Origin of the sequence: Pseudomonas sp. xss_2, assembly GCF_043104195.1 — a bacterium.
In the GTDB taxonomy this organism is placed as follows: Bacteria; Pseudomonadota; Gammaproteobacteria; order Pseudomonadales; family Pseudomonadaceae; genus Aquipseudomonas; species Aquipseudomonas urmiensis.
This window is the reverse complement of sequence record NZ_JBICKL010000023.1, coordinates 1-24553: the sequence shown is the minus strand read 5'-3', so window position 1 is coordinate 24553 and position 24553 is coordinate 1. Positions and strand designations below refer to the sequence as shown.

Sequence of the window (24553 nt, the reverse complement as noted above, 5' to 3'; positions counted from 1 at the left end):
CGGCAACATCCCTTAGACGTCGGCTGATTGCTTACAGGCTTTTCTCTCAGCGACGCAGCCTGGGCGCGAGGTCACACTCGCGCCCAGTTCGTTTCAGAGGTAGTAAGCCTTCAGCGGCGGGAAGCCATTGAACTCCACAGCGCTGTAGCTGGTGGTATAGGCGCCGGTCGATAGCCAGTACATACGGTCACCGATCGCCAGGTTCAGCGGCAGGCCATACTTGTAGTGCTCGTACATGATGTCGGCGCTGTCGCAGGTTGGGCCGGCGATGACCACTTCTTCCATCTCGCCCTTCTTCTCGGTCCAGATCGGGAACTTGATCGACTCGTCCATGGTTTCGATCAGGCCAGAGAATTTGCCCACATCGGTGTATACCCAGCGCTCGACGGCGGTGCGCGATTTTCGCGCGACCAGCACCACTTCGCTGACCAGGATGCCGGCGTTGGCGATCAGCGAACGGCCCGGCTCGAGGATGATTTCCGGCAGGTCGTCACCGAAGTCTTCCTTGAGGAAGCGGATGATCTCTTCTGCGTAGGTTTCCAGGCTGTTGGTACGGGTGATGTAGTTGGCCGGGAAGCCGCCACCCATGTTGATCAGCTTGAGGACGATGCCGTCTTCTTCCTTCAAACGCTCGAAGATCACTTTGACCTTGGCGATAGCGGCGTCCCACACGCTGATATCGCGCTGCTGGGAGCCGACGTGGAAGGAGATGCCGTATGGCACCAGGCCCAGGTCGCGGGCGAGGATCAGCAGGTCCATGGCCATGTCGGTCTGGCAGCCGAATTTGCGCGACAGCGGCCAGTCGGCAGTGGTCGAACCCTCGGTGAGGATACGCACGTAAACCTTCGAACCCGGGGCGGCCTTGGCGATGTTGCGCAGGTCGGCTTCCGAATCGGTGGCGAACAGGCGCACGCCCTTCTCGAAGAAGTAGCGGATGTCCTTGGATTTCTTGATGGTGTTGCCGTAGCTGATGCGATCGGCGCTGACACCCTGGCCCATGACCTTGTCCAGCTCGTAGATCGAGGCGATGTCGAAGTTCGAGCCTTTGTCTTTGAGCAGGTCGATGATCTCCACGGCTGGGTTGGCCTTGACCGCGTAGTAGACCTTGGCGAACTCGAAACCGGCGCGCAGGTCGTCATAGGCCTGGCTGATCATCTGGGTGTCGATGAGTACGAACGGGGTTTCTTGCTTGTCGGCGAACGCCTTCATTTTCTGGAAGGTGTCGCGTGCGAAATAGTCTTCGACTTGGATCGACATGCTCAGGGACTCCATGGGCAAACTGAAAAAGAAAGTGGCTGCAAACTGAACGCCCTCCGTATCCCCACTTTGGTTCGCCTACTTCCCAAGGCATGTCGCCGAAAGCAAAAAGGTCAACCGTGCCCAGGTAGGGAGCTGCGGATGACCTTGCTGTCTCGTCGTCAGTACTTGAGCCGGATGGATCGTTTCCAGCATGGACGTTCGGCGCGCACTTTAGGGCGTGAACCCGGCAAGATCAACAGGCAATCCCGACGTGTTCGTCGTGGATCGACGAGCAGTCACTTGAATAACCGACTCGTATGACCGGCAGATGTTCCCTGAGGGCTTAGCAGCGTTAAATATTGTGGAATAGCGCGTTGGCATGTTCATAGGCAAGCCAGTTCCCACCTGGCTCGCGGCGATCTGCCAATGTGCCTATAGCAGGGGAATGCAAGAGAGGGCTTAGCCACGAAAAGAGCCAGGCGGTCTCTCGGCGATCACCGCTTGATCTTTTGTAGGCAAGGGCCAAGTGTTCATATTTATGGCCACATAAAGCGCGCGGCTTTTGCGATGAAATTCGCCATAAATTTTTTGTTACCGAGGCCTTTGACAGACGTTTGGTCGGCTTGGCTAAACGTCGATTGCCGGCTTTGATGAGAAACATTACTATTCGCGACCTCATCTTGCCTCCCTGACGACCTTGATCGTGTCCGGACATAAAGGCTTTCTCGACCATTACCATGAGCTGATCGGCACCTGGACGCGCAAGCTGCGCAATCGCCAGCAGGCCGAAGATCTCACCCATGACGCCTTTGTGCGGGTTCTTGAAAACCCGCGCGAGCAGGTCGAGCAGCCGCGCGCCTATTTGCACCAGACCGCGCGCAACATTGCCGTGGACGGATTTCGCCGCGAGGATCGCCGCCAGGCGATGGCGCATGATGTGTTCGACGACGGCGCCGCTGCCAACGGCGACCCTGAGGCCTACATGCATGCCCTGGAGCTGGCCGCTAGCGTCGAGCGCGCGTTGGCTGAACTGCCGCTCAATTGCCGGCGAGTATTCATCTGGCAGAAAATCGAGGGCCTGAGCCAGGCGGAGATCGCCGAGCGCATGGGTTTGACCAAGAACATGGTCGAAAAGTATATGATCCGCACGCTCCGACATCTGCGTGAGCACCTGGATGTGTCGACCAGATGAGTCAGGAGACCCTTTCGATGAAACAGCACGGCGCTGATCCCGTAGCCGAGCAGGCGGCGTATTGGTTCGCCCGCGTGCAGGATGCGCAGCACGACGCCGGCCTGCAGGCGCAACTGCACCAGTGGCTCGAGGCTGACCCGCGTCACCGTGCCGAGTACGAGTTGCTCGGCCAGGTGTGGCTGGCCGCTGACCTGATTCCCGGTCAACGCCTGGAGGCCCTGTGCCAGCCCGACCCGGTTCGCCAGCTGTCGCGGCGGCGCTTGGTACGCCAGGCGTTGGCTGCCAGCGTGGCGGTGTTGGCGCTGGGGCTGGGCTGGAGCGGCTGGCACTACCAGCGGCTCAATACCCACGAGCATTACCAGACCGCATTGGGTGAGCGACGCCAGGTCGAGCTGCCGGATGGTTCGCGCTTGGAGCTCAATGGCAGCACGCACTTGAAGGTCGAGTTCAGCCCAGCCGAGCGCCACGTGGTACTGGACGCTGGTGAGGCCATGTTCACCGTAGCTCATGACACTGCCCGGCCGTTCGTGGTGCAGACCAGCCAAGGCAGCGTCACCGTCACCGGCACCCGCTTCGACGTACGTCTGGATCCACAGCGCACAAGGGTCGCGGTGGAGCAGGGCTCGGTGCGCGTGCAGGGTACAGGCCAGTCACTGGCCCAGCTCTCGGCCGGTCAAGGTTCGCACATCGATGCCCAGGGTTCGGTCGCCGCGCCTTATGCGATCGATGCTGGCGCACTGACTGCCTGGCGCCAAGGCAAGCTGGTGTTCGACAACGCCACCTTGGCGCAGGTGGTCAGCGAGGTGTCCCGTTATCGCGCCCAGCCGCTGCGGGTAACCCCTGGCAAAGTGGCCAATCTGCGTCTCTCCAGTACCTTCAGCATTGACGATCCCGACGCTCTGCTGCGCGCCTTGCCGAGTATATTGCCGGTGGCCATCAAGACCCATGACGATGGCTCCAGTGAAATAATCGCAAAATAGATTCAGGTTTTTTTTCGCCCGTTCGTCTTCCCCGCCAGCTGCAACTGCCAAGCATTTACATTTGCGTGCAGTTGGCGTTTGTCCCGACATTCAGGATCATTCGACGACGTGAAAAACAATAAGCCCAAGCTTCGCTCCCTGGCCTTGGCCCTGGCGGTCAGTGCCGCCTCTGCCCACACCTATGCCGAACAGGCGCCTGCTGCCATCCAGATCCAAGCCCAGCCGCTGTCTTCGGCCCTGGCCCAACTCGGCCAGCAGACCAATCTGCAGTTGTTCTTCAGCCCGGAGCTGGTAGCCGGCAAGCAGGCCCCGGCCGTGTCTGGCAGCCTGGCGCCCGAGCAGGCTTTGCAACAATTGCTGCAGGGCAGTGGCCTGACCTACGAGATTTCCCAGGACACCGTGGTGGTCAAACCGGCGCAGAGCGCGGGCACCCTGAGCACCGGCAGCCTGGAGCTGGCGCCTACTGATGTGAAGGTGGTCGGCGACTGGCTGGGCGATGCCCAGCAAAGCGTGGTGCAGAATCACCCCGGCGCGCGCACCGTGGTGCGCCGTGAAGCGATGGTCGAAGAGGGCGCGATGAACGTGCGCGATGTATTGCGCGGCATCCCCGGTGTGCAGGTGCAGGATTCCAACGGCACGGGCGGCAGCGACTTGTCGCTGAACGTCGGCGTGCGCGGCCTGACCTCGCGCCTTTCGCCGCGCTCGACCGTGTTGATCGACGGCATCCCCGCAGCCTTCGCCCCCTATGGGCAGCCGCAACTGTCGATGGCGCCGATTTCCTCGGGCAACCTCGACAGCATTGACGTGGTGCGCGGTGCAGGCTCGGTGCGCTACGGCCCGCAGAACGTCGGCGGGGTGATCAACTTCGTTACCCGGGCAATCCCGCAGAAGGCCAGTGCCGAGTTGTCCACCACCCTGGAAACCTCCAGCCATGGCGGCTGGAAACACACCGAATCGGCGTTCGTTGGCGGCACCGCCGACAACGGCATGGGGGTGGCCTTGCTGTACACCGGGGTCAACGGCAATGGCTATCGCAGCAGCAACAATGGCAACGACATCGACGACGTCATCCTCAAGACCCATTGGGCGCCGACCGACAGCGACGAGTTCTGGCTCAACTTTCACTACTACGACGGCCGCGCCGATATGCCCGGTGGTTTGACCCAGGCGCAGTTCGACAGTGATCCGTACCAGTCGGTGCGGGACTACGACTATTTTGCTGGCCGGCGCAAAGATGTCTCATTCAAATGGCAGCGGCAGATCGATGACGCCACCCAGTTCGAAGTGCTGACCTACTACACCGACAGCTTCCGCGGCAGCGCCATCGCTTCGCGTGACCAGAAAACCTTGTCGTCGTATCCGCGCAACTACCACACCTTCGCGATCGAGCCGCGCGTGTCGCGGATCTTCTTCGCCGGCCCAACGACCCAGGAAGTCAGCGTCGGTTATCGCTACCTGAAAGAAGCCATGCGTGAGCAGTCGACCCGCCTGGAACTGATCGACAATGTGCCGACGCCGACGCCTACCTCCGATGGCCATGTGTTCCAGGACCGTAGCGGTGGCACCGAGGCCAGCGCCTACTACATCGACGACAAGATCGATGTGGGCAACTGGACCATCACCCCTGGCATCCGCTTCGAGCACATCAACACCGACTGGCGTGATCGCCCGGTGCTCGGCGCCAACGGCAAACCGGTGCCAGAGAGGAATCGCAGCATTACCAGTAACGAGCCGCTGCCGGCATTGAGCGTGATGTACCACCTCTCCGATGCGTGGAAAGTGTTCGCCAACTACGAGACCTCGTTCGGCAGCCTGCAGTACTTCCAGCTCGGTCAGGGTGGCACTGGCAACAGCACCGCCAATGGCCTGGAACCCGAGAAGGCCAAGACCTACGAAATCGGTACTCGCTATGACAACGGCAACTTTGCCGGTGAGCTGACCGCGTTCTACATCGACTTCGACGATGAGCTGCAGTACATCAGCAATGACGTTGGCTGGACCAACCTCGGCGCGACCAAGCACCAGGGCATCGAAGCCTCGCTGCGCTATGACCTGGCCGGCCTGGATCCACGCCTGGAAGGCCTGTCGGCCAATGCTGGCTTCACTTATACCCGCGCCACTTATGAAGGCGAGATTCCCGGATTCAAGGGACGCGACTTGCCGTTCTACTCGCGCCAGGTGGCTACTGCCGGGCTGCGTTACCAGGTCAATCGCTGGACCTGGAATCTGGACGCTTTCGCCCAATCCAAGCAGCGTGCGCCGGGCACCGGCATCAACAACGACGGTAGCTTCAACGGCGACTACATCACCGAGCCGAGTGCCGATGGACAGTATGGCGACATTCCTGGTTACGTGACCTGGCATGCCCGTGGTGGTTATGACTTTGGGCCGCAGATGTCCAATTTGAAGTTGGCAGCCGGGGTCAAGAACCTGTTCGACAAGCAGTACTACACCCGCTCCAGCGACAACAACTCGGGGTTGTACCTGGGCGAGCCGCGCACATTCTATGTGCAGGCTAGCGTCGGGTTCTGACATAGGCGGCGCTCTTTTCGCGTGCAAGTCGCAGCGGCCGGTGAGCAGGGCGCTTCTCTACTGACTATCGCGGCCTTGGTTGCCCATCGAGGCTGCGTTTTGGGGGAGCCTGCTCGTCAGTAATGCCAAGCAGACACTGATTGCGATCATGGGCATTGCCCAGCGATTGGCAATCGGATGCAAAGCCCCCACTTTTCTGACACAGACTTTGCTCCATGCCCGTCAGTTTCCGGCAGTCCTGCGCCTGCCACTGCAGGCTTGAGGTCTGCTCGGGTTGTATATTGAATTCCGCTTCGGCTGTCACGCAGGCGAAGATGCAGCAGGCAGTGATCGACTTTCTCATGGCGCGGTCCGGGTAACATCGGTGATCGCCAATGATGCCCGGACGCACGGCTTGTATAAGTCAGCCTGCTCCTAGGTTATTGAGCGAACGGTCTTAAGAAGCCACCGCTTCTGCAGGTGAAACGATGCTGGTCTTGGCCCCGCGCGAGCGTCCCGAGCTCAAGTAGGCAGCAATCGACTCCTGGGTGACCTCGCCGAGGAACACCTGCTCGGCATCCAGCACCGGCAGCCAGGCCCGGTTGAACTCGTACATCCGCGACAACAGGATACGCAGGTGCTCATCGTGCGATGCGGTAGCGTTGAACTGGCGCAGGAAGTCGCCACAGGTGCCTTGCTGGCGATGCATGTCACGCCGGCGCACATAGCCCAGCGCCTTGTTACCGGCATCGGTGACCACCACATAGCGCCGGTCATGCTCGTCCAACAGCTCCAGGGCATCGCTGACCGGCGTCTCGGGGCTGACCGAGGGCGCGTTGTCCGCCGCGTCTTCTGCCCGCACCAGCAGCAGGCGCTTGAGCGTGCTGTCCTGACCTACGAAGTTGCTGACGAAATCATCCACCGGATGGGCCAGCAGGGTGTCCGGATGATCCAGCTGCAACAGCTTGCCGGCGCGGAAGATGGCGATCTTGTCGCCCAGCTTGATGGCCTCGTCGATGTCGTGGCTGACCATGATCACGGTCTTGTTCAGTGCTCGTTGCATCTCGAAGAATTCGTTCTGGATCATCTCCCGGTTGATCGGGTCGACCGCGCCGAACGGTTCGTCCATCAGCAGCACCGGCGCTTCGGCAGCCAGTGCGCGAATCACACCAATACGCTGCTGCTGGCCGCCGGACAGTTCCCGCGGATAGCGTTGCAGGTACTGCTTGGGCTCGAGCTTGATCATGCTCATCAGCTCGCGGGCGCGCTCGTGGCATTTTTGCTTGTCCCAGCCGAGCAAGCGGGGCACCACGGTGATGTTCTCCTCGATGGTCATGTTGGGAAACAGACCGATCTGCTGGATTACGTAGCCGATGTGCCGGCGCAAGGTCACTTCGTCCAGGCCAGTGGTGTCTTCGCCATTGATGAACACCTGGCCGGAGGTCGGCGTGATCAAGCGGTTGATCATCTTCAGGGTGGTGCTCTTGCCGCAGCCCGAGGGGCCGAGGAATACGCAGATTTCGCCTTCGTTGACGGTCAGGCTTACCGAGTCGACGGCTTTGACGTCCTTGCCGTTGACGTTGAAGGTCTTGCTGAGGTTCTTGAGTTCGATCATGAGCGCAGTCCTTCTGGAGTCAGGGCACGTTGCAGGGTTTGCAGGAGCAGGTCGGCGATGATCGCCAGCAGGCTGACCAGCACGGCGCCGACCAGCAGCATCGACATGTCGCTGCGGCTGATGGAAGTGAGGATGAGCACGCCCAGGCCGCCAGCACCGATGGTTGCGGCGATGGTCATGACGCCGATGTTCATCACCACGGCGGTACGCACGCCAGCGAGAATCACCGGCACCGCGATGGGCAGCTCGACCATGCGCAGGCGTTGGCCGAAGGTCATGCCGATGCCGCGTGCCGCTTCACGGATGCCCGGCTCGACGTTGGTCAGCGCCAGGTAGGTGTTGCGCAGGATCGGCAGCAGTGAATAAAGGAACACCGCGGTGATCGCTGGCAGCGGGCCGAGCCCCTGGCCGAACTTGGAGTAGAACGGCAGCAGCAGGCCGAACAGGGCGATCGAGGGGATGGTCAGCAGCACAGTGGCGCTGGCTTGCAGCGGGCCGGCAACGACCGGGAAGCGGGTCATCAGGATACCCAGTGGCACGCCGACGAGAATGGCCAGGCTGACCGCGATGCCGACCAGCATGATGTGCTGCCAGGTCAGCTGCAGCACCTGGGCCCAGTCGAGGTGGGCGAACGTGTCGAGCAAGCTCATGGCTGGACCTCCTTGAGGGGGTGCTCACGCAGGAATGCGGCGGCGACGGCGGTGGGGTTCTGGTGGTCGACGTCGACCTTGGCGTTGAGCTGACGCATGGTCTCGTCGTCGAGCTGCTCGGCCAGCGGCTTGAGCAGGGCGACCAGTTGCGGGTTGGCGTCGAGCACTGCCTTGCGTACCACCGGCGCTGCGGTGTAGTCGGGGAAGTAGTGCTTGTCGTCTTCGAGCAGCTTGAGGTTGAACGCGCTCAGGCGCCCGTCGGTGGTGTAGACCAGGCCGGCGAACACCTGGTTGTTGTGCATGGCGGTGTAGACCAGGCCGGCGTCCATCTGGCGGATGTTGGCGCGGCCAACTTGCAGGTCGTACATCTCTTTGAGGCCGACCAGGCCGTCTGGGCGGTTGGCGAACTCGGTGTCCAGGGCCACCAGGTGATTACGCTGGTGTTCGTCACGCAGCACCTGGTTGAGGTCGCTGATCGAGTTGATCTGCGGGTAGGCCTCGGCGATCTGTTTGGGCAAGCCCAGGGCATAGGTGTTGCTGAATTTCGACGGGGCCAGCCAGATCAGGTCTTTCTTTGCGTCCAGCTCCTTGACCTTGGCATAGGTGGCCTCGGCGCTGGGCATGCGCTCGTCGATGTGGTTGTAGGACACCAGCGACACCCCGGTGTATTCCCACATCAGGTCGAGCTGGCCGGTTTCCTGCGCCTGGCGAGCGATGCTGCTGCCAAGGCCAGTGGTCACGCGCACATCGAAGCCGTTGGCGCGCAGGTATTGGGCGGTGATTTCAGCGAGCACGGTCTGTTCGGTGAACACCCGCGCGCCGATGCGTACCAGCGGTTTGTCCGCCGCCTGGGCAAATCCTGCGAACAGCAGGGCCGCGCCCAGCAGCAAGGCGATTGTCTTGTTCATACGTTCCCTCTTGTTATTGGGCCAGGCCACGTTCCAGCCAGCGCTTGCTGGAGAAACTCACCGCGGCATCCAGCACCAGTGCCAGCAACGCGGTACAGGCAGCGCCGAGCAACAGTTGTGGCTGGTTGTTCAGGGCGATGCCGGGGAAAATCAGGCTGCCCAGGCTGTTGGCGCCGATCAGGAAGGCCAGGGGGGCGGTGCCGACGTTCAGCGCCAGGGCCACGCGCACACCGCCGACGATGATCGGCACGGCATTGGGCAATTCGACCTGCCAGAGTTGCTGGCGCGGGGTCATGCCGATGCCGGTGGCGGCTTCCTTGAGCGAGGCGGGGACGTTTTTCAGGCCTTCGTAGGTGTTGCGCACAATAGGCAGGAGGGAGGCGAGGAACAGCGCGAAGATCGCAGGACCTGCGCCGATGCCCAGGATACTCAGGGCGATGGCCAGAACGGCCAGGGGGGGAATGGTGTTGCCAACGTTGAAGAACTGCATGAAGCGCTCGGCTTTGTCGACCCGGTGCGGTCGACTCAACGCAATGCCAGCGGGGATGCCCACGGCCAACGCCGCCGCCATCGAAGCCAACACCAGCACCAGGTGCGCTTGCAGGTAAAACCACAGATCGTCGCGATAGCGCGCGATCGTATCGAGGCCGATCCAGTGGATCAGCAGGGCCAGGATGACGAGCACGGTGGCGCATCCCAACAGCCCTTTTCCGTAGCGTGTAGCCACAGGCGGACTCCTTGTGTTGTCGGCGAGCACACTCTTTTTTTGGCCGGCCATACCTGGCAGCGAGTGGTGTGTTCGCGAGTAGCAGCGTGAAGCAACCGAAGGCTGCGATCAGGCCATGAGCCGAACCCCGTCGGGCCCGAAAATGCTGATGAAACCAGTCCCCAACCAGCGGCGGTTACAGGGGAGTGGACGTCTCCGTAGCCGTAAAGGTTCCCATCTACAGCGGCATTTGGCCAGCGTTAATCACTGGGTAGCGTGCTTATTAGCAGGATAAAGCAGCGGCTTTGTGCGTTACAGGCGTTGAAATAACTGCGCTGCAGCCATTTGTCATGAAAAGCCTGGGCAGTTAAATTATTTTGTGTCGCAGACATTGGGGTTCTGCCTGTTGCGGCCTCTTCGCGGGCAAGCCCGCTCCCACAGGTTTGGTGGTAATCCCGGTAAGAGCAGGCTGACTCGCGCAGAGGCTGGAGTAGACCACACATCATTTTTGCCGGAACGCCAGACACCCCGGCTTTGGTCCTTGGCCGACTTCAGGTATGATATCGCCCCTTTTTTCAATCCCCAGTCAGGCGATTTCCCATGACCAACCAGGCCGCCGAAGTCGCGAAGCGCCGCACTTTCGCAATCATTTCCCACCCCGACGCCGGTAAGACCACCATCACCGAGAAGCTCCTGCTGATGGGCAAGGCCATTGCCGTCGCCGGTACCGTGAAGTCGCGTAAGTCCGACCGCCACGCCACCTCCGACTGGATGGAAATGGAGAAGCAGCGCGGCATCTCCATCACCACCTCGGTGATGCAGTTCCCCTATCGCGAGCACATGATCAACCTGCTCGACACCCCCGGCCACGAAGACTTCTCCGAAGATACCTACCGCACCCTGACCGCGGTCGACTCGGCGCTGATGGTGCTCGACGGCGGTAAAGGTGTAGAGCCGCGGACCATCGCCCTGATGGACGTCTGCCGTCTGCGGGATACGCCGATCGTCAGCTTCATCAACAAACTCGACCGCGATATCCGCGACCCGATCGAGCTGCTCGACGAGATCGAAGCGGTACTCAAGATCAAGGCCGCGCCGATCACCTGGCCGATTGGTTGCTACCGCGACTTCAAGGGTGTCTATCACCTGGCAGGCGACTACATCATCGTCTACACCCCAGGCCATGGTCACGAGCGGACCGAGGTCAAGATCATCGAGAAGCTCGACTCCGACGAAGCCCGCGCGCATCTGGGCGATGAGTACGAGCGCTTCCTCGAACAACTGGAGCTGGTGCAGGGCGCCTGTCATGAGTTCGACCAGGACGAGTTCATCAACGGTCAGCTGACGCCGGTGTTCTTCGGTACCGCCTTGGGCAACTTCGGCGTCGACCATGTGCTTGACGCCGTGGTCGATTGGGCGCCGCGTCCGTTGGCCCGTGTCGCCCATGAGCGGACCGTAGAGCCCGTGGAAGAGAAGTTCAGCGGTTTCGTGTTCAAGATCCAGGCGAACATGGACCCGAAACACCGCGACCGCATCGCCTTCATGCGGATCTGCTCGGGCAAGTACGAGAAGGGCATGAAGATGCGTCATGTGCGCACCGGCAAGGACGTGCGCATCGGCGACGCCCTGACCTTCTTCTCCTCCGAGCGTGAGCAGTTGGAAGAGGCCTACGCCGGTGACATCATCGGCCTGCACAACCACGGCACGATCCAGATCGGCGATACCTTCAGCGAAGGCGAGAACCTGGGTTTCACCGGTATTCCGCACTTCGCCCCGGAGCTGTTCCGCCGGGTACGCCTGAAGGATCCGCTCAAGTCCAAGCAGCTGCGCCAGGGTCTGCAGCAGTTGGCCGAAGAGGGCGCCACCCAGGTGTTCTTCCCGCTGCGCAGCAACGACATCATCCTCGGCGCTGTCGGTGTGCTGCAGTTCGATGTGGTCGCCAGCCGTTTGAAGGAAGAGTACAAGGTCGAATGCGCCTACGAGCCGATCACGGTTTGGTCGGCGCGTTGGATCAGCTGCGATGACAAGAAGAAGTTCGAGGAATTCGAGAACAAGGCGGTGGAAAACCTGGCGGTGGATGGCGGTGGCCACCTGACCTACCTGGCGCCGACGCGGGTCAACCTGGCGCTGATGGAAGAGCGCTGGCCGGATGTGAAATTCCGCGCGACTCGCGAACACCACTGACAGCCGGCCCCGCGATAGCTATTTCAGGTTCACCTGAGCTATCGCGGGGCAAGCCCGCTCCCACGTATGTTTCAGTTACCGGCCTTGATGCTGGTCCAGATCCTGGTGCGAATCCGGTCGATCTTCGCCGGCATCGCCTCAAGCGCATACAGCTTGCCCATCACATCCTCACTCGGATAAATCATCGTGTTGCCCTTCATCGCCGGGTCAACCAGCGCATCCGCCTTGAGGTTGCCGTTGGCGTACTGCACATGGTTACTGATGTTGGCCATCACATCCGGCTGCAGCAGGTAATTCATGTAGGCGTAGCCGGCCTTCTCGTTGGGCGCATCGGCGGGCATGGCGACCATGTCGAACCACATCGGCGCGCCTTCCTTGGGAATCGAATAACCCACTTTCACGCCATTGTTGGCCTCCTCGGCGCGGTTCTTCGCCTGTAGCACATCCCCCGAAAAACCGACCACCACGCAGACATCGCCGTTGGCCAGATCGCCGGTGTACTTGGACGAGTGGAAGTAGCTGATGTACGGGCGCACCTTCATCAACAGCGCTTTGGCCTTGTCGTAGTCCTTCGGACCCTGGCTGTGGTGCGGCAAGCCCAGGTAGTGCAGAGCGATTGGCAGCAGCTCCGGGCCATTGTCGAGCACCGCCACCCCGCAGCTCTTGAGCTTGGCCATGTACTCGGGATTGAAGATCAAGTCCCAGGAGTCGACCGGGGCGTTATCGCCGAGCACCGCCTTGACCTTGTCGATGTTGTAGCCGATGCCGGTACTGCCCCACAGGTAGGGGAAACCGTACTGGTTGCCTGGGTCGTTGACCTCCAGCGCCTTGAGCAGCACCGGGTTGAGGTTGTGCCAATTGGGCAGCTGGCTCTTGTCCAGCTTCTTCAAGGCCTTGCCTTGAATTTGCCGGGCCATGAAGTGGTTGGAAGGAAAGACCACGTCGTAGCCGGAGTTACCGGTCATCAGTTTGCCGTCGAGCGTCTCGTTGCTGTCGAACACGTCGTAGGTCGGCACGATGCCGCTGGCCTGCTGGAAGTTCTTCAGGGTGTCGGGGGCGATGTAGCTGGACCAGTTGTAGATCTTCACCGAGTCGGCGGCATTGGCCACGCAGGCGGCCAGCATCAGTGGGGCGATAAGAAGCGTGCGCATGTCCGGTATACCTTGCTTGGTCTGTTGTTATCGAAGGGGTATCGAAAGGCGGCAGAGGCGATCAGCGGATCAGAAAATCAGAACGTAGGTCTTGCGCACGGTCTCCTGGATATCCCAGGTGCCGGTGCTGTTGGCCGGTAGCATCAGTGCGTCTCCGGCTTCTATGAGCAGGGGCTCGCCACCGTCGGGGGTGAAGGTGCAGCGGCCCTTGATGAAGTGGCAGAATTCCTGTTGCACGATCTGCCGCCGCCAGCGCCCGGGGCTGCACTCCCAAATGCCGGTTTCGACCCCGTCGCTGCGCTCGACGCTGGTGACCGACGTCACCGCGACGGGCTCGCCAAGGGGGACGGCGACCGGGTTGGCGTGCTCGAGGATGGCGCTGTCGGTGTGCTTGAACTGGGTAATGCTCATGACCGGTGGATCCTATGTGGTGATAAAGGCAAGTCAGTGCATGAAGCCTTCCATGAAGTCCGCCAGGCCACTGGCCAGGCGCCGCCTCCACGGCGCGCTGGCAGGGTTGGCGAGGGTCCTGTCCTCGTGGACGAAACTCTGGATGATCGCGTTGTAGCCCAGCCAGCGGCACGGTTCGGGCGGCCAGCTGGCCAGGCTCGACACTGGGCGGTTGTCGTGCACCCAGGGCTGGGCGGTGAGTGGGTTGTGTTGGCCGAGAATCAACGCCGCCAGGGTGCGCCCGCCGAGGTTGGTAGCGCCGACGCCTTCACCGCCATAGCCGCCGGCCAGGGCAATGCCGCGCTGACGGTCGCAAAGCATGTGCGGGCGGAACCGCCGTGCCATGCCGAGATTGCCGCCCCAGGAGTGGGTGATGCGCACGTGCTTGAGTTGCGGGAACAGTTCGCCGAACAGATAACGGCGCAGCTCGACCTCGTTGTCTTCAAGGTTGAAGTTCTCGCGCAGGCGACCGCCGAAGCGATAACCGCCGCGTGCGCCGAACACCAGGCGGTTGTCGGCGGTGCGCTGGCCGTAGGTGACCTGGCGGCTGCTCTCGCTGAAGGCTTGCCCTTGAGCCAGGCCGATCTGTTCCCAAGTCGATTCAGGCAGCGGCTCGGTGGCCACCAGCAGGCTCTGCACCGGCAATTGATGCTTACCCAGCGGCGGTAGGCTGGCGGCGTAGCCTTCCACAGCCGGCACCACCCAGTGGGCGCGCACCTTGGCCAGCGGCGTGCGCACTTCGCCGGGCTGAAAGTCATTGGCGGGGGTGTTCTCGTAGATTGTCACACCCATGCTCTCGACTACCCGGGCCAGGCCGCGCACCAGCTTGGCTGGCTGAATGGTGGCGGTATGTGGGCTGAAGATCGCGCCGTAGGCATTGCTCACGCGCAGCTGCCCATCCAGCTGCTCGGGGCGCAGCCAGCGGTAGTCATCCTCGGTCATGCCTTGGCGATAGAGGTCGTCGAGGTAGGCGCGCAGGCTGCGCTCCTGCTCGGGGTAGCGCGCAGCGCAATACAGCACGCCGCCTTTGCGATAGTCGCAGTCGATGCCTTCGCGCTGGAGCACGCTGTCGACTTCATCGGGAATGCCATGCAGCAAGTCGATGCTGGCGCGCCGTTGCTGCGGCGAAAGGGTGGCCAGCAGACGATCCTGGCCGAGCAGGTTGCCCATCAGCCAGCCGCCGTTGCGCCCGGAGGCGCCGAAGCCGGCGATATTGGCTTCGACGATGGCGATCTTCAGTTGCGGTGCCTGGCGCTTGAGGTAATAGGCGGTCCACAGCCCGGTGTAGCCAGCACCGATGATGCACACGTCGAGGTCGAGGTCTTCGCGCAGGGCAGGGCGTGCGCAGAGGGGCTCGTCGAGCTGGTCCATCCAAAGGCTGATCGTGCGCCAGGGTTGCATCAGGTGCGGCTCCACATCGGTAAGGTCTGTGACCGATCCTAGGGGCCTGTGGCGGTGGCTGTCTTACGTGCGTGCACGCAGGGAAACTTGCTTCACATAGGCCTTGGGCGAAAGACCGGTGTGTTCGCGAAAGGCTTTGTAGAAGGCCGACAGCGAGTTGAAACCGGCGCTGAAGGCCAGCTCGTCCATGGTCGAGGCGACGCTGTCATCGTCCAGCCCGGCCAGCAGGTGTTGCAGGCGGGCTTGGTTGACGTAGCGATAGAAGCTCTGGCCGAGTACTTGGTTGAGCAGGTAGGAGATCTGGTTGCGGCTGTAGCCGCTCTCTTTGGCAACTCGCTGCAAGTCCAGTTCGGGGTCCAGATAGGGGCGCTGGCGCTGGAAATAGTGCTCAAGGTCCTGAGCCATGGTGCTCAGTTGCCTGGGCGACAAGCCCAGGCGGCTGGTAGCTGGGCGCGAGCTAGCGCCGCTGAGCCCCTGCGTGCTCTGGCGCACCAGGGTGGCGTACTCGTTGACCCGCCAGATCAAGCCGTCCTTGACCGTAATCGCTTCGCTGGACTGGAACGCGGCCAGGCCGTCGCCGCCCTGCACGGTGACCTGGTACTGGATGAACGCAGTACAGCCATCGACGCGGATGCGATCGCTATGGACGATGTCCTCGCCGGCTTCGTGGGGCAGGCACACGCGCACGTAGTCGCGTAGCGCCTGGTAGTTGAGCACGCGGTTCTGGAAAAAGTCGTGGTACTCGACGTCCGGGTGATACAGCGCCATCACCCCGTCGAGGTCGCGGTGCTTCCAGCACAGGTGGTAGCGCAGGACCGTTGCGGCGGTGATCGGCGTTTGTTCAGGGCCGTCGGGGAGTGGGCTCGGGATCATGCAAGTGATGGTGCCGGTGAGATCATCGCGGGGCAAGCCCGCTCCCGCACATTTTGCCACTGTGTCAGGGGCCTGGTGGGAGCGGACTGGCCCCGCGATGCAAGCGCTGGACCTTGCATAAAACCCTGAGCTCAAAGCGCCAATCCGGGTGTTTTGCACGATCCTGACCAGCCTGATCCAGCTAACCCGTTGATTTGCTGTAGTGTAATTTTTTGACACAGTTGGCACAGCGCCTGCACCGCCCTAAGTGCAAAGCACATGGAATCGTTGCTCACCACAAAAGGCGCTGAATCATGATTACCACTGCCGATCTGCCAACCACCGTCGCCGAGGGCCCGAATCGCTCGGGTGTGTCCTGGGCGGCGATCTTCGCGGGTGCCGCTGCGGCGGCTGCCTTGTCATTGATCCTGATGATCCTCGGCGCAGGCCTGGGGTTCGCTGCGTCTTCCCCCTGGGCCCATGAGGGCGCCAGTGCCAAGGCGCTGGGTATTTCCACCATCGTCTGGCTGCTGGTCACGCAGATTATCGCCTCGGGTGCTGGTGGCTACATCGCCGGGCGGCTGCGGGTGAAGTGGGCCAACCTGCACGGTGATGAGGTGTATTTCCGCGATACCGCCCATGGGCTGTTGGCCTGGGCAGTCGCTACCTTGGTCGCCGCCACGCTGATCGTGGCCACCGCTGGCAATATCGCCAGTGCCGGTGCCCAGGCGGGTGCCGCTGCGGTGGGTGGAATGGCTGCCGCGTCGACCGCGGCGGTTGCCAAGGATGTCGGCGGGCCTGATGCCGATCCGATGGGTTACTACGTCGATGGCCTGTTCCGTAGCGAGGGTCCTGCGGCCGTCAGCGAAGATGCGGCCAATGCGGTGGCGGGGCGAATTGTCACCCGCGCCCTGAGCAACGGCGGGGCGATGGATCCGGCTGACCGCACTTATCTGGCGCAGTTGGTGGCGCAGCGTACCCGCTTGACCCAGGCCGAAGCCGAGGCGCGGGTCGATCAGGTCTATGCCCAGGTTCAGGAAGATGCACAAAAAGCCAAGGTTGCCGCTCAGCAAGCGGCAGACACGGCGGCCAAGGTAGGGGCGTGGACGGCGCTGTGGACCTTCATTGCGCTGCTGTGCGGTGCGTTTTTCGCAAGCTTCGCTGCCCTGTTCGGTGGTCGTCAGCGCGATCAAGCGCGCTGGATCGACGAGGATGGGCTGGGGTATGGCGAGCGGCGTGCGGTTAACGCTGGGACTGCGCCGATTCGCTAAGGGTTAACGTTCGAGGAGAAACATCATGCGCTCTATATTGCTGTGGATGCTTGGGGTACCGATTCCGGTGATCATTCTGATCGCGATCTTTATGCATTGAAGATTTTTGGGGCCGCCTTGCGGCCCATCGCAGGCAAGCCCGCTCCTACAGGTACAGCGCAGTTTTCGAACTTCGCGCTAACCCTGTAGGAGCTGGCTTGCCTGCGATGGGCCGCAAAGCGGCCCCAAAAAGCATCATGCCGATCTAAAGAAACTGCTCTGCGTAATGACACGCCACCTGCCGCGTACCTACCTGGCGGAAAGCCGGCACTTCCTTGCCACAGCGCTCCGTGGCATACGGGCAACGCTTGTGAAACGCACAGCCATCCGGCGGATTGAGCGGGTTAGGCAGCTCCCCGGTGATGCGAATTTTTGGCTTCAACGGATCCGGATGAATCGCCGGCGTCGCCGACAGCAAGGCCTGGGTATAGGGATGCAGCGGTTTCTCGTAGATATCTTCCTTCGGCCCCATCTCCGCTGGCCTTCCTAAGTACATCACCAACACCTGATCGGCCACATGCCGCACCACCGCCAAGTTGTGCGAGATGAACACGTAGGCGGTGTTGAACTGTTTTTGCAGGTCCATGAACAGGTTGAGCACCTGCGCCTGGATCGACACATCCAGCGCCGAGGTCGGCTCATCGGCCACCAGCACCTTGGGCTGCAACATCATCGCTCGGGCCAGGGCGATCCGCTGGCGCTGGCCACCGGAGAACATGTGCGGATAACGCTGGTAGTGCTCAGGGCGCAGGCCCACCTGCTGCATCATCGCCTGCACCCGTTCACGGCGCTCGGCCTTGCTCAGCGACGTGTTGATCAGCAGCGGCTCGGCCAACTGGTCGCCGATCTTCTGCCGCGGGTTGAGCGAGGCGTACGGGCTCTGGAAGACCATCTGTACGTCGCGGCGCAGTTGCTTGCGCTCGGCCTTGCTGGCGCCGTTGACTTCGGTGCCGGCGATCTGCAGCGAACCTGCGGTGGGCTCTTCGATCAAGGTCAGTGCGCGGGCCAGGGTCGACTTGCCACAACCGGACTCGCCCACTACGGCGAGGGTCTTGCCAGCCTCCAGCTCGAACGACACGCCATTGAGCGCACGTACCAGGGCGTGGCCTTTGAACAGGCCGCGGGACACTTCGTAATGGCGGGTCAGGTCACGGGCGGTAAGCACGGCGGTCATCACGCCACCTCCTGGTTCAGCGGATAGAAGCAACGCGCCAGGCTATGCGCCTGCGGGGCAAGAGGCGGGCGTTGGCGTCGGCAGTTGTCCTGCACATAAGGGCAGCGCGGCGACAGCAGGCAACCTTGCGGGCGGTCGTAACGGCCGGGGACGATACCGGGCAAGGTGGCCAGGCGCTCGGCGCCGATACTGTGCTCGGGAATGGCCGCCAGCAACGCCTCGCTGTAGGGGTGGGCAGGGAGGTCGAACAGCTCCGGCACCTGGCCGACTTCCACCGCTTGGCCGGCGTACATCACGCATACGCGCTTGGCCGTTTCAGCGACCACGGCCAGGTCGTGGGTGATCAGGATCAGGGCCATGTTGCGTTCTTTCTGCAAGTTGACCAGCAGCTCCATGATCTGCGCCTGGATGGTCACATCCAGCGCGGTGGTCGGCTCGTCGGCGATCAGCAGCTTGGGCTCGCCAGCAATGGCCATGGCGATTGCCACGCGCTGGCTCATGCCGCCGGAGAGCTGATGCGGGTAGGCATCCAGGCGGCTTTCGGCGGCAGGGATCTCGACCTTCTTGAGCAATTCGAGTGCCCGTTGGCGCGCCGCCTTGCCCTTGAGACCCAGGTGTTGGCGCAGTACTTCTTCGATCTGGAAGCCTACGGTGTAGCTAGGGTTGAGCGCGGTCATCGGGTCCTGGAAGACCATGGCGATGTCCTTGCCGACCACTTTGCGCCGCTGACGGCCGCTGAGCTTGAGCATGTCGATGCCAGCGAAGGTCATGGCATCGGCGGTGATCCGCCCCGGGGCGTCGATCAGGCCCATCAGGGCCATCATGGTCACCGACTTGCCTGAGCCGGATTCGCCGACGATGGCGACGATCTCGCCCGCGTCCACCGCCAGGTCCAAGCCGTCCACGACAGGTACGGCATCGGCGTCGCCGAAGCGCACATTGAGATTGTTGATCTGCAACAGTGACATGGCGTTCTCCTCAGGCGGCGTTCTTGAGTTTCGGGTCCAGCGCATCGCGCAGCCCGTCGCCCATCAGGTTGATTGCCAGCACACTGAGCAAAATGGTCAGGCCTGGCAGGCTCACCACCCACCAGGCGCGTTCGATGTAGTCGCGGGCCGAGGCCAGCATGGTGCCCCACTCAGGGGTAGGCGGTTGCACGCCAAGGCCAAGGAAGCCCAGCGCGGCGGCGTCGAGAATCGCCGAGGAGAAGCTCAAGGTCGCCTGCACGATCAGCGGCGCCATGCAGTTGGGCAGCACGGTGATGAACATCAGGCGCGGCAAGCTGGCGCCGGCCAGGCGGGCGGCGGTGACATAGTCGCGGTTGAGTTCACCCATCACCGCGGCGCGGGTCAGGCGCACGTAGGACGGCAGCGAGACGATGGCGATGGCGATCACCGTGTTGATCAGCCCAGGGCCGAGGATGGCGACGATCGCCACTGCCAGTAGCAGCGACGGCAGCGCCAGCATGACGTCCATCAGGCGCATGATCGATGGGCCGAGGATGCGCGGGAAGAACCCGCCAAGCAGACCGAGGAAGATCCCCGGAATCAACGACATCACCACCGACGACAGGCCGATCAGCAGCGACAGCCGTGCGCCCTGGATCAACCGCGAAAGCAGGTCACGGCCCAGCTCGTCGGTGCCGAGGATAAATTGCCAGGTGCCGCCTTCAAGCCATACCGGCGGGGTCAGCAAGAAGTCGCGGTACTGCTCGCTGGGGTTGTGCGGAGCCACCCATGGCGCGAACAGTGCGCAGAACACCACCAGGCACATGAACGCCAGGCCCGCCACCGCGCCTTTGTTGCGCGAGAACGCCTGCCAGAATTCTTTGTACGGCGAGGGGTAGAGCAGGCTCTGGTCGACCGGGCTGGGCGGAGTCACGGAGTTTGGAATGGGGCTAGTCATGACGAGGCCTCAGCGCTGATGACGGATGCGTGGGTTGGCCAGGCCGTAGAGGATATCCACGACGAAGTTGACCAGGATTACCAGGCAGGCGATCAACAGGATGCCGTTCTGGACCACGGGGTAGTCACGGGCGCCGATGGCTTCGATCAGCCATTTGCCGATGCCCGGCCAGGAGAAGATGGTTTCGGTGAGCACCGCGCCGGCCAGCAAGGTGCCGACTTGCAGGCCGAACACAGTGAGCACCGGGATCAGTGCGTTGCGCAGGCCATGCACGAACACCACGCGGGCTGGCGACAGGCCTTTGGCGCGCGCGGTGCGGATGTAGTCTTCGCGCAGCACTTCGAGCATCGACGAGCGGGTCATGCGGGCGATCACCGCCAGCGGAATGGTGCCGAGCACGATGGCCGGCAGGATCAGGTGCATCACCGCGTCCTTGAACGCGCCTTGTTCATCGCTGAGCAGGGTGTCGATGAGCATGAAGCCGGTCTTCGGCTCGATGTCGTAGAGCAGATCGATCCGCCCCGACACGGGCGTCCAGCCCAGGCTCACGGAGAAGAACATGATCAGGATCAGGCCCCACCAGAAGATCGGCATCGAGTAGCCAGCCAGCGAGATGCCCATCACCCCATGGTCGAACAGCGAGCCGCGCTTGAGCGCGGCAATCACCCCGGCCAGCAGGCCGACGATGCCGGCGAACAGCAGGGCGGCGAAAGCCAGTTCGAGGGTGGCCGGGAACAGCGTGGTGAACTCGTTCCACACGCTTTCACGGGTGCGCAGGGACTCGCCCAGGTCGCCCTGGGCCAGCTTGCCGACGTAGTCCAGGTACTGGGCTGGTAGCGGCTTGTTCAGGCCCAGGCGCTCCATGGCCTGGGCATGCATCTCGGGGTCGACCCTGCGCTCGCCCATCATCACTTCCACCGGGTCGCCGGGGATCAGGCGTATGAGCGCAAAGGTCAGCAAGGTGATGCCGAAAAACGTCGGAATCAGCAGGCCTAGGCGCCGGGCAATAAAACTCAACATTGTCTGGGTTACCTCATCAGGCTGGACTTGCCAGCCGGTTAGAGCATGCCGCCGGTGCCCGTGTGGGTTGCCGGCGGTCGTTATTGTTCTACTTCACCCGAGTAGTGGCGAAGTTGTTATTGGTCAGAGGGTTGATGTGATAACCCTCCACGTTCTCACGCATGGCTGTGAACATCTTCGGATGAGCCATGCTGATCCAAGGCTGGTCCTCATCGTACACCGCCAAGGCCTTGAAATAGAGGCTTGCGCGCTCATCGTTGTCGATCACTTCACGGGCGCGGGTAATCAGCTGTTGAAACTTAGGGTTGCACCAGCGCGCATAGTTCTCGCCGCTTTTGGCCGCATCGCAGCTGAGCAGTGGGCTGAGGAAGTTGTCCGGGTCGCCGTTGTCGCCGGCCCAACCGGTGGAAACCATGTCCGCCTCGCCATTCTTGGCCCGGCGCAGCATCTCGGCCCACTCCATCACGCGGATGTCGAGCTTGATGCCGATCTTGGCCAGGTCGGCCTGGAGCATCTCGGCCGACAGCCGTGGGTTGGGGTTGGTCGGGCCGCCGCCATTGCGGGTGAACAGGGTCAGCACCGTGCCTTCTGGAACGCCAGCCTCCTTGAGCAGGGCACGGGCTTTATCCAGATCGCGGGGTGGATTCTTGTTGTCGTTATTGAAGCCGATCATGGTCGGCGGATAGGGATTGACCCCGACCAGCGCATTGCCTTTGCCAAACAACTGATCGACATGGGTCTGGCGGTCGAAGGCCATGTCGATGGCCTTGCGCACGCGTACATCGCGCAGGTACTTGTGCTCGGTATTGAGGGCGATGTAGCCGGTCACCAGGGCTTCCATTTCGGCGACCTTGAGTTTCGGGTCGGTCTTGATCGAAGGCACATCATCGGGCTTGGGATAGAGCGCCACCTGACATTCGTTGGCGCGCAGCTTTTGCAGGCGCACGTTGCTGTCGGTAGCGATGGCGAAGATCAGCGCATCGGCCGGGGGCTTGCCGCGAAAGTACTCAGGGTTGGGCTTGAAGCGGACCTGGGCGTCCTTGTTGTAGCGTTGGAAGATGAACGGGCCGGTGCCAATTGGCTTGCTGTTGAGCTCGCCGGTTTTACCGGCCTTGAGCAACTGGTCGCCATATTCGGCGGAGTAGATCGAGGTGAAGGCCATGGCCATGTCGCGCAGGAACGGCGCCTCCGGGCGATTGAGGGTGAACACCACGGTGTGCGCGTCGGTCTTTTCCACCGACTTGAGCAGGTCCTTGAAGGCCATGCTTTCAAAATACGGGTAGCCGACGCTGGTCTTGTCGTGCCACGGATGGTTCGGATCGAGCTGGCGGCGGATGCTCCACAGCACGTCGTCGGCATTGAAGTCGCGAGTCGGCTTGAAGTAGTCGGTGGTGTGGAATTTCACCCCTTGGCGCAGGTGGAAGGTGTAGCTCAGGCCGTCCTCGCTGACCTCCCAGCGTTCGGCCAGGGCCGGCTGGATATCGGTGGTGCCCGGCTTGAAATCGACCAGGCGGTTGAACACGGTCTCGGCCGAGGCATCGGCGGTGACCGCGGTGGTGTACTGGACGATGTCAAAGCCTTCCGGGCTGGCCTCGGTGCACACCACCAATGGCTTGGCGGCCAGATGACTGGCGGCGCCGAGGATAACCGCTGCCAGGGCAGCGCGTAGCGGTAGAGATCTCATGGAACCTCCCTGCAGTGATGATTCCAGCGTAGCCGCCACGGCCCGCCTGACGCGAGCCGTGGCGTCAACGGTCAGAGGATGTTGAACGGAATGGTGGTGACGATACGCAGCTCGTCCAGGCTACCGTCGGCCTGGGCCTTGCTCGCCCGGTGCGCGGTGTAGGTGGCGCGGATGCTGGTGTCTTTCAGAGGCCCACTCTGCACTGCATAGCTGGTGCCGATACCCCACTCATAGTGGGTCTCGCCGTCCATGCCGCGCACATTGTAGGCATTGCCGCGGTAGTGCGTGCCGTCGATGCCCCAGCCACGAGCGTTGTACAGGTTGAACTTGAGCCCTGGCACGCCGTAAGGCGCCATGTTCAGCACGTAGGAGAGCTGCAGCGATTTCTCGTTGGGGCCGTTGAAGTCCGACAGCAGCGAGTTGGCCAGGTAGATGCCGTTGGTCTCGTTCAGGTAGTCGAAGTACTCGTTGCCATTCACTTGCTGCCAGGAGGCAGTGAGGGTGTGCGCCTGGTGGGTCAGACCGAACGACAGACTGTAGGTGTCGTTGTCGATTTCGCCCATCTTCTTGCTGCCTTCATCCACGGTCTTGTAGTAGTTAAGACCGGTGGTCAGGCTCAGTACCGCGCTGTCGCCAAGCACATGGTTGGCGCCGAAGTAGTACTGGTTCCAGAAGTCGTCGACCTTGGTGGCATACAGGCTGGTGGTCAGGCTCTTGAACGGTTGGTAGTTGACCCCGGCCGTGCTCGCGCGGTCGGTCTCTACCCCGGCGGCGCCGTACTCGCTGCGGAATTTGCTCAGGCTCTGCTCGGTGCGCGGCGAGACCCGGTCGAAGCTGCCCAGGTCGAACGACAAGTTGTCGAACTCGGCGCTGTGCAGGCTCACACCTTGGAAGCTCGAGGGCAGGGCGCGGTTGCCGATGTAGGCGATCATCGGCGTGTCGAGCGACTGGCGGCCGACGGTCAGGGTGGTATTGGAGATGCGTGCCTTGATATTGGCCAGGCCCGCCTTGCTCCATTGGCCGACCGGGTCGCCGTCGCTGTGGGTCAGGGTGCGGTTGTTGGGCCCGGCGATGGCGGCGCGGCCGCGTTCCAGGGCGATGGCGTTGTAGGCCGCGACTTCAGTGGCGAAGCCCACGGTGCCTTGGGTGAAGCCCGAGCTGTAGTTGAGGATGGTGCCCTGCACCCAGTTGTCGCGGCTGTGGGTGTCGTGGCGGCTGCCGTCGCTCTTGCTGTACTGCCACAGCGGTGCGCGGGTGGCGCGTTCGCGGGCGTACCAGTTGCGGGTGCTGCCGGTCAGGCTCTGGCCCTCGAAGAAGCCGCTTGCCTCGGCTTGTTCGCTGGACGCTTTGAGGCTCAGCGGAAAGAACGCCTGGCTGGCCGGTTCGGCCTGGGCGAGGGCGCTGAAGGCGCTGACCGACAGGGCTAGTGCGGTGGGGATAATGGGTCTCAAGGTGAAAGCTCCCTTTCATTTTTTTAGTTATCGACCTGCCTTGTGAGCAGGCGCTGTTGCGGTGGTGCAGGGGTTGCCGCGGGGTGACCGGGCAAGTTCGGGGGCAAGGATTCGGTGCCGGCCTCATCGCGGGGCAAGCCCGTTCCCACGCACGCGAGACGCGTGGGCAT

General features: G+C 62.3%; 21 protein-coding genes. 5 read left to right on the top strand and 16 right to left on the bottom strand.

Features of this window, described 5'->3' with window-relative positions:
* Positions 1-93 precede the first annotated feature (93 nt).
* Entirely contained in the window at positions 94-1257 is a 1164-nt protein-coding gene (locus ACF8K2_RS03075) for a type III PLP-dependent enzyme (RefSeq protein WP_186554069.1), read from the bottom strand.
* A 685-nt stretch (positions 1258-1942) separates the two neighbouring features.
* Between ACF8K2_RS03075 and ACF8K2_RS03070 the strand changes: the two genes are divergently transcribed.
* From ACF8K2_RS03070 to ACF8K2_RS03060, 3 genes are all read left to right on the top strand, one after another.
* Positions 1943-2431, top strand: coding sequence for a sigma-70 family RNA polymerase sigma factor (locus tag ACF8K2_RS03070; RefSeq protein WP_392463407.1), 489 nt, complete (start codon positions 1943-1945; stop codon positions 2429-2431).
* A 17-nt stretch (positions 2432-2448) separates the two neighbouring features.
* The gene (locus tag ACF8K2_RS03065) at positions 2449-3411 is read left to right on the top strand and encodes a FecR family protein (protein WP_392463406.1); all 963 of its coding nucleotides are present in this window, start codon (positions 2449-2451) and stop codon (positions 3409-3411) included.
* A 108-nt stretch (positions 3412-3519) separates the two neighbouring features.
* Positions 3520-5943: a TonB-dependent siderophore receptor gene (locus ACF8K2_RS03060; RefSeq protein WP_392463405.1), complete on the top strand. Its 2424-nt coding sequence runs from the start codon at positions 3520-3522 to the stop codon at positions 5941-5943.
* Between the two features lie 64 nt (positions 5944-6007).
* On the opposite strand, the gene ACF8K2_RS03055 is transcribed toward ACF8K2_RS03060, so the two are convergent.
* The 5 genes from ACF8K2_RS03055 to ACF8K2_RS03035 all read right to left on the bottom strand — a co-directional run bounded on the left by ACF8K2_RS03055 (position 6008) and on the right by ACF8K2_RS03035 (position 9822).
* Entirely contained in the window at positions 6008-6286 is a 279-nt protein-coding gene (locus tag ACF8K2_RS03055) for a hypothetical protein (protein ID WP_392463404.1), read from the bottom strand.
* A gap of 93 nt (positions 6287-6379) precedes the next feature.
* A complete protein-coding gene (locus tag ACF8K2_RS03050; RefSeq protein WP_186554064.1) occupies positions 6380-7537 on the bottom strand; it encodes a betaine/proline/choline family ABC transporter ATP-binding protein in 1158 nt (385 codons plus the stop codon).
* On the bottom strand, positions 7534-8187 hold the full coding sequence (locus tag ACF8K2_RS03045) for an ABC transporter permease (protein WP_186554063.1): 654 nt from the start codon (positions 8185-8187) through the stop codon (positions 7534-7536). Before ACF8K2_RS03045 ends, ACF8K2_RS03050 begins: the two co-directional genes overlap by 4 nt.
* Positions 8184-9095, bottom strand: a complete 912-nt coding sequence (locus ACF8K2_RS03040; protein WP_186554062.1) for a glycine betaine ABC transporter substrate-binding protein — start codon at positions 9093-9095, stop codon at positions 8184-8186. Before ACF8K2_RS03040 ends, ACF8K2_RS03045 begins: the two co-directional genes overlap by 4 nt.
* 13 nt (positions 9096-9108) lie before the next feature.
* The gene (locus ACF8K2_RS03035; RefSeq protein ID WP_186554061.1) at positions 9109-9822 is read right to left on the bottom strand and encodes an ABC transporter permease; all 714 of its coding nucleotides are present in this window, start codon (positions 9820-9822) and stop codon (positions 9109-9111) included.
* A gap of 579 nt (positions 9823-10401) precedes the next feature.
* On the opposite strand from ACF8K2_RS03035, the gene ACF8K2_RS03030 reads away from it, so the two are divergent.
* Complete coding sequence (locus tag ACF8K2_RS03030) at positions 10402-11985, top strand: peptide chain release factor 3 (protein WP_186554060.1); 1584 nt, start codon at positions 10402-10404, stop codon at positions 11983-11985.
* 71 nt (positions 11986-12056) lie between these two features.
* On the opposite strand, the gene ACF8K2_RS03025 is transcribed toward ACF8K2_RS03030, so the two are convergent.
* The 4 genes from ACF8K2_RS03025 to ACF8K2_RS03010 all read right to left on the bottom strand — a co-directional run bounded on the left by ACF8K2_RS03025 (position 12057) and on the right by ACF8K2_RS03010 (position 15860).
* Positions 12057-13136 (bottom strand): polyamine ABC transporter substrate-binding protein, encoded by a 1080-nt coding sequence (locus ACF8K2_RS03025; RefSeq protein ID WP_392463403.1) that lies wholly within the window; start codon positions 13134-13136, stop codon positions 12057-12059.
* Positions 13137-13205: 69 nt separating this feature from the next.
* Positions 13206-13547, bottom strand: a complete 342-nt coding sequence (locus ACF8K2_RS03020) for a cupin domain-containing protein (RefSeq protein ID WP_186554058.1) — start codon at positions 13545-13547, stop codon at positions 13206-13208.
* Between the two features lie 33 nt (positions 13548-13580).
* The gene (locus ACF8K2_RS03015) at positions 13581-14987 is read right to left on the bottom strand and encodes an NAD(P)/FAD-dependent oxidoreductase (RefSeq protein WP_392463402.1); all 1407 of its coding nucleotides are present in this window, start codon (positions 14985-14987) and stop codon (positions 13581-13583) included.
* 63 nt (positions 14988-15050) lie between these two features.
* The gene (locus ACF8K2_RS03010) at positions 15051-15860 is read right to left on the bottom strand and encodes a helix-turn-helix domain-containing protein (RefSeq protein ID WP_392463477.1); all 810 of its coding nucleotides are present in this window, start codon (positions 15858-15860) and stop codon (positions 15051-15053) included.
* Between the two features lie 293 nt (positions 15861-16153).
* Here ACF8K2_RS03010 and ACF8K2_RS03005 point away from each other — a divergent pair, with 293 nt between their 5' ends.
* A complete protein-coding gene (locus ACF8K2_RS03005; protein ID WP_392463401.1) occupies positions 16154-17110 on the top strand; it encodes a hypothetical protein in 957 nt (318 codons plus the stop codon).
* 244 nt (positions 17111-17354) lie between these two features.
* Here the strand turns inward: ACF8K2_RS03005 and ACF8K2_RS03000 are convergent, their stop codons facing one another.
* The 6 genes from ACF8K2_RS03000 to ACF8K2_RS02975 all read right to left on the bottom strand — a co-directional run bounded on the left by ACF8K2_RS03000 (position 17355) and on the right by ACF8K2_RS02975 (position 24383).
* Positions 17355-18323 carry a peptide ABC transporter ATP-binding protein gene (locus ACF8K2_RS03000; protein ID WP_186554055.1) on the bottom strand — a complete coding sequence of 323 codons (969 nt, stop codon included), beginning with the start codon at positions 18321-18323 and terminating at the stop codon, positions 17355-17357.
* Positions 18323-19291: an ABC transporter ATP-binding protein gene (locus ACF8K2_RS02995; protein ID WP_186554054.1), complete on the bottom strand. Its 969-nt coding sequence runs from the start codon at positions 19289-19291 to the stop codon at positions 18323-18325. Before ACF8K2_RS02995 ends, ACF8K2_RS03000 begins: the two co-directional genes overlap by 1 nt.
* Positions 19292-19301: 10 nt before the next feature.
* Positions 19302-20228 (bottom strand): ABC transporter permease subunit, encoded by a 927-nt coding sequence (locus ACF8K2_RS02990; protein WP_186554053.1) that lies wholly within the window; start codon positions 20226-20228, stop codon positions 19302-19304.
* A gap of 9 nt (positions 20229-20237) precedes the next feature.
* A complete protein-coding gene (locus ACF8K2_RS02985) occupies positions 20238-21248 on the bottom strand; it encodes an ABC transporter permease subunit (RefSeq protein ID WP_186554052.1) in 1011 nt (336 codons plus the stop codon).
* An 88-nt stretch (positions 21249-21336) separates the two neighbouring features.
* Entirely contained in the window at positions 21337-22932 is a 1596-nt protein-coding gene (locus ACF8K2_RS02980) for an ABC transporter substrate-binding protein (protein WP_392463400.1), read from the bottom strand.
* Positions 22933-23003: 71 nt separating this feature from the next.
* On the bottom strand, positions 23004-24383 hold the full coding sequence (locus ACF8K2_RS02975; protein WP_392463399.1) for an OprD family porin: 1380 nt from the start codon (positions 24381-24383) through the stop codon (positions 23004-23006).
* Positions 24384-24553: the final 170 nt, after the last annotated feature.

Coding starts and splice junctions, on each gene's coding strand:
- ACF8K2_RS03040 (WP_186554062.1), bottom strand. CDS start 9,095: ATGAACAAGACAATCGCCTTGCTGCTGGGCGCGGCCCTGCTGTTCGCA.
- ACF8K2_RS03005 (WP_392463401.1), top strand. CDS start 16,154: ATGATTACCACTGCCGATCTGCCAACCACCGTCGCCGAGGGCCCGAAT.
- ACF8K2_RS02995 (WP_186554054.1), bottom strand. CDS start 19,291: ATGTCACTGTTGCAGATCAACAATCTCAATGTGCGCTTCGGCGACGCC.
- ACF8K2_RS03030 (WP_186554060.1), top strand. CDS start 10,402: ATGACCAACCAGGCCGCCGAAGTCGCGAAGCGCCGCACTTTCGCAATC.
- ACF8K2_RS03015 (WP_392463402.1), bottom strand. CDS start 14,987: ATGCAACCCTGGCGCACGATCAGCCTTTGGATGGACCAGCTCGACGAG.
- ACF8K2_RS02980 (WP_392463400.1), bottom strand. CDS start 22,932: ATGAGATCTCTACCGCTACGCGCTGCCCTGGCAGCGGTTATCCTCGGC.
- ACF8K2_RS03000 (WP_186554055.1), bottom strand. CDS start 18,323: ATGACCGCCGTGCTTACCGCCCGTGACCTGACCCGCCATTACGAAGTG.
- ACF8K2_RS03055 (WP_392463404.1), bottom strand. CDS start 6,286: ATGAGAAAGTCGATCACTGCCTGCTGCATCTTCGCCTGCGTGACAGCC.
- ACF8K2_RS03025 (WP_392463403.1), bottom strand. CDS start 13,136: ATGCGCACGCTTCTTATCGCCCCACTGATGCTGGCCGCCTGCGTGGCC.
- ACF8K2_RS03010 (WP_392463477.1), bottom strand. CDS start 15,860: ATGATCCCGAGCCCACTCCCCGACGGCCCTGAACAAACGCCGATCACC.
- ACF8K2_RS03045 (WP_186554063.1), bottom strand. CDS start 8,187: ATGAGCTTGCTCGACACGTTCGCCCACCTCGACTGGGCCCAGGTGCTG.
- ACF8K2_RS03050 (WP_186554064.1), bottom strand. CDS start 7,537: ATGATCGAACTCAAGAACCTCAGCAAGACCTTCAACGTCAACGGCAAG.
- ACF8K2_RS03065 (WP_392463406.1), top strand. CDS start 2,449: ATGAAACAGCACGGCGCTGATCCCGTAGCCGAGCAGGCGGCGTATTGG.
- ACF8K2_RS02985 (WP_186554052.1), bottom strand. CDS start 21,248: ATGTTGAGTTTTATTGCCCGGCGCCTAGGCCTGCTGATTCCGACGTTT.
- ACF8K2_RS03075 (WP_186554069.1), bottom strand. CDS start 1,257: ATGTCGATCCAAGTCGAAGACTATTTCGCACGCGACACCTTCCAGAAA.
- ACF8K2_RS03020 (WP_186554058.1), bottom strand. CDS start 13,547: ATGAGCATTACCCAGTTCAAGCACACCGACAGCGCCATCCTCGAGCAC.
- ACF8K2_RS02990 (WP_186554053.1), bottom strand. CDS start 20,228: ATGACTAGCCCCATTCCAAACTCCGTGACTCCGCCCAGCCCGGTCGAC.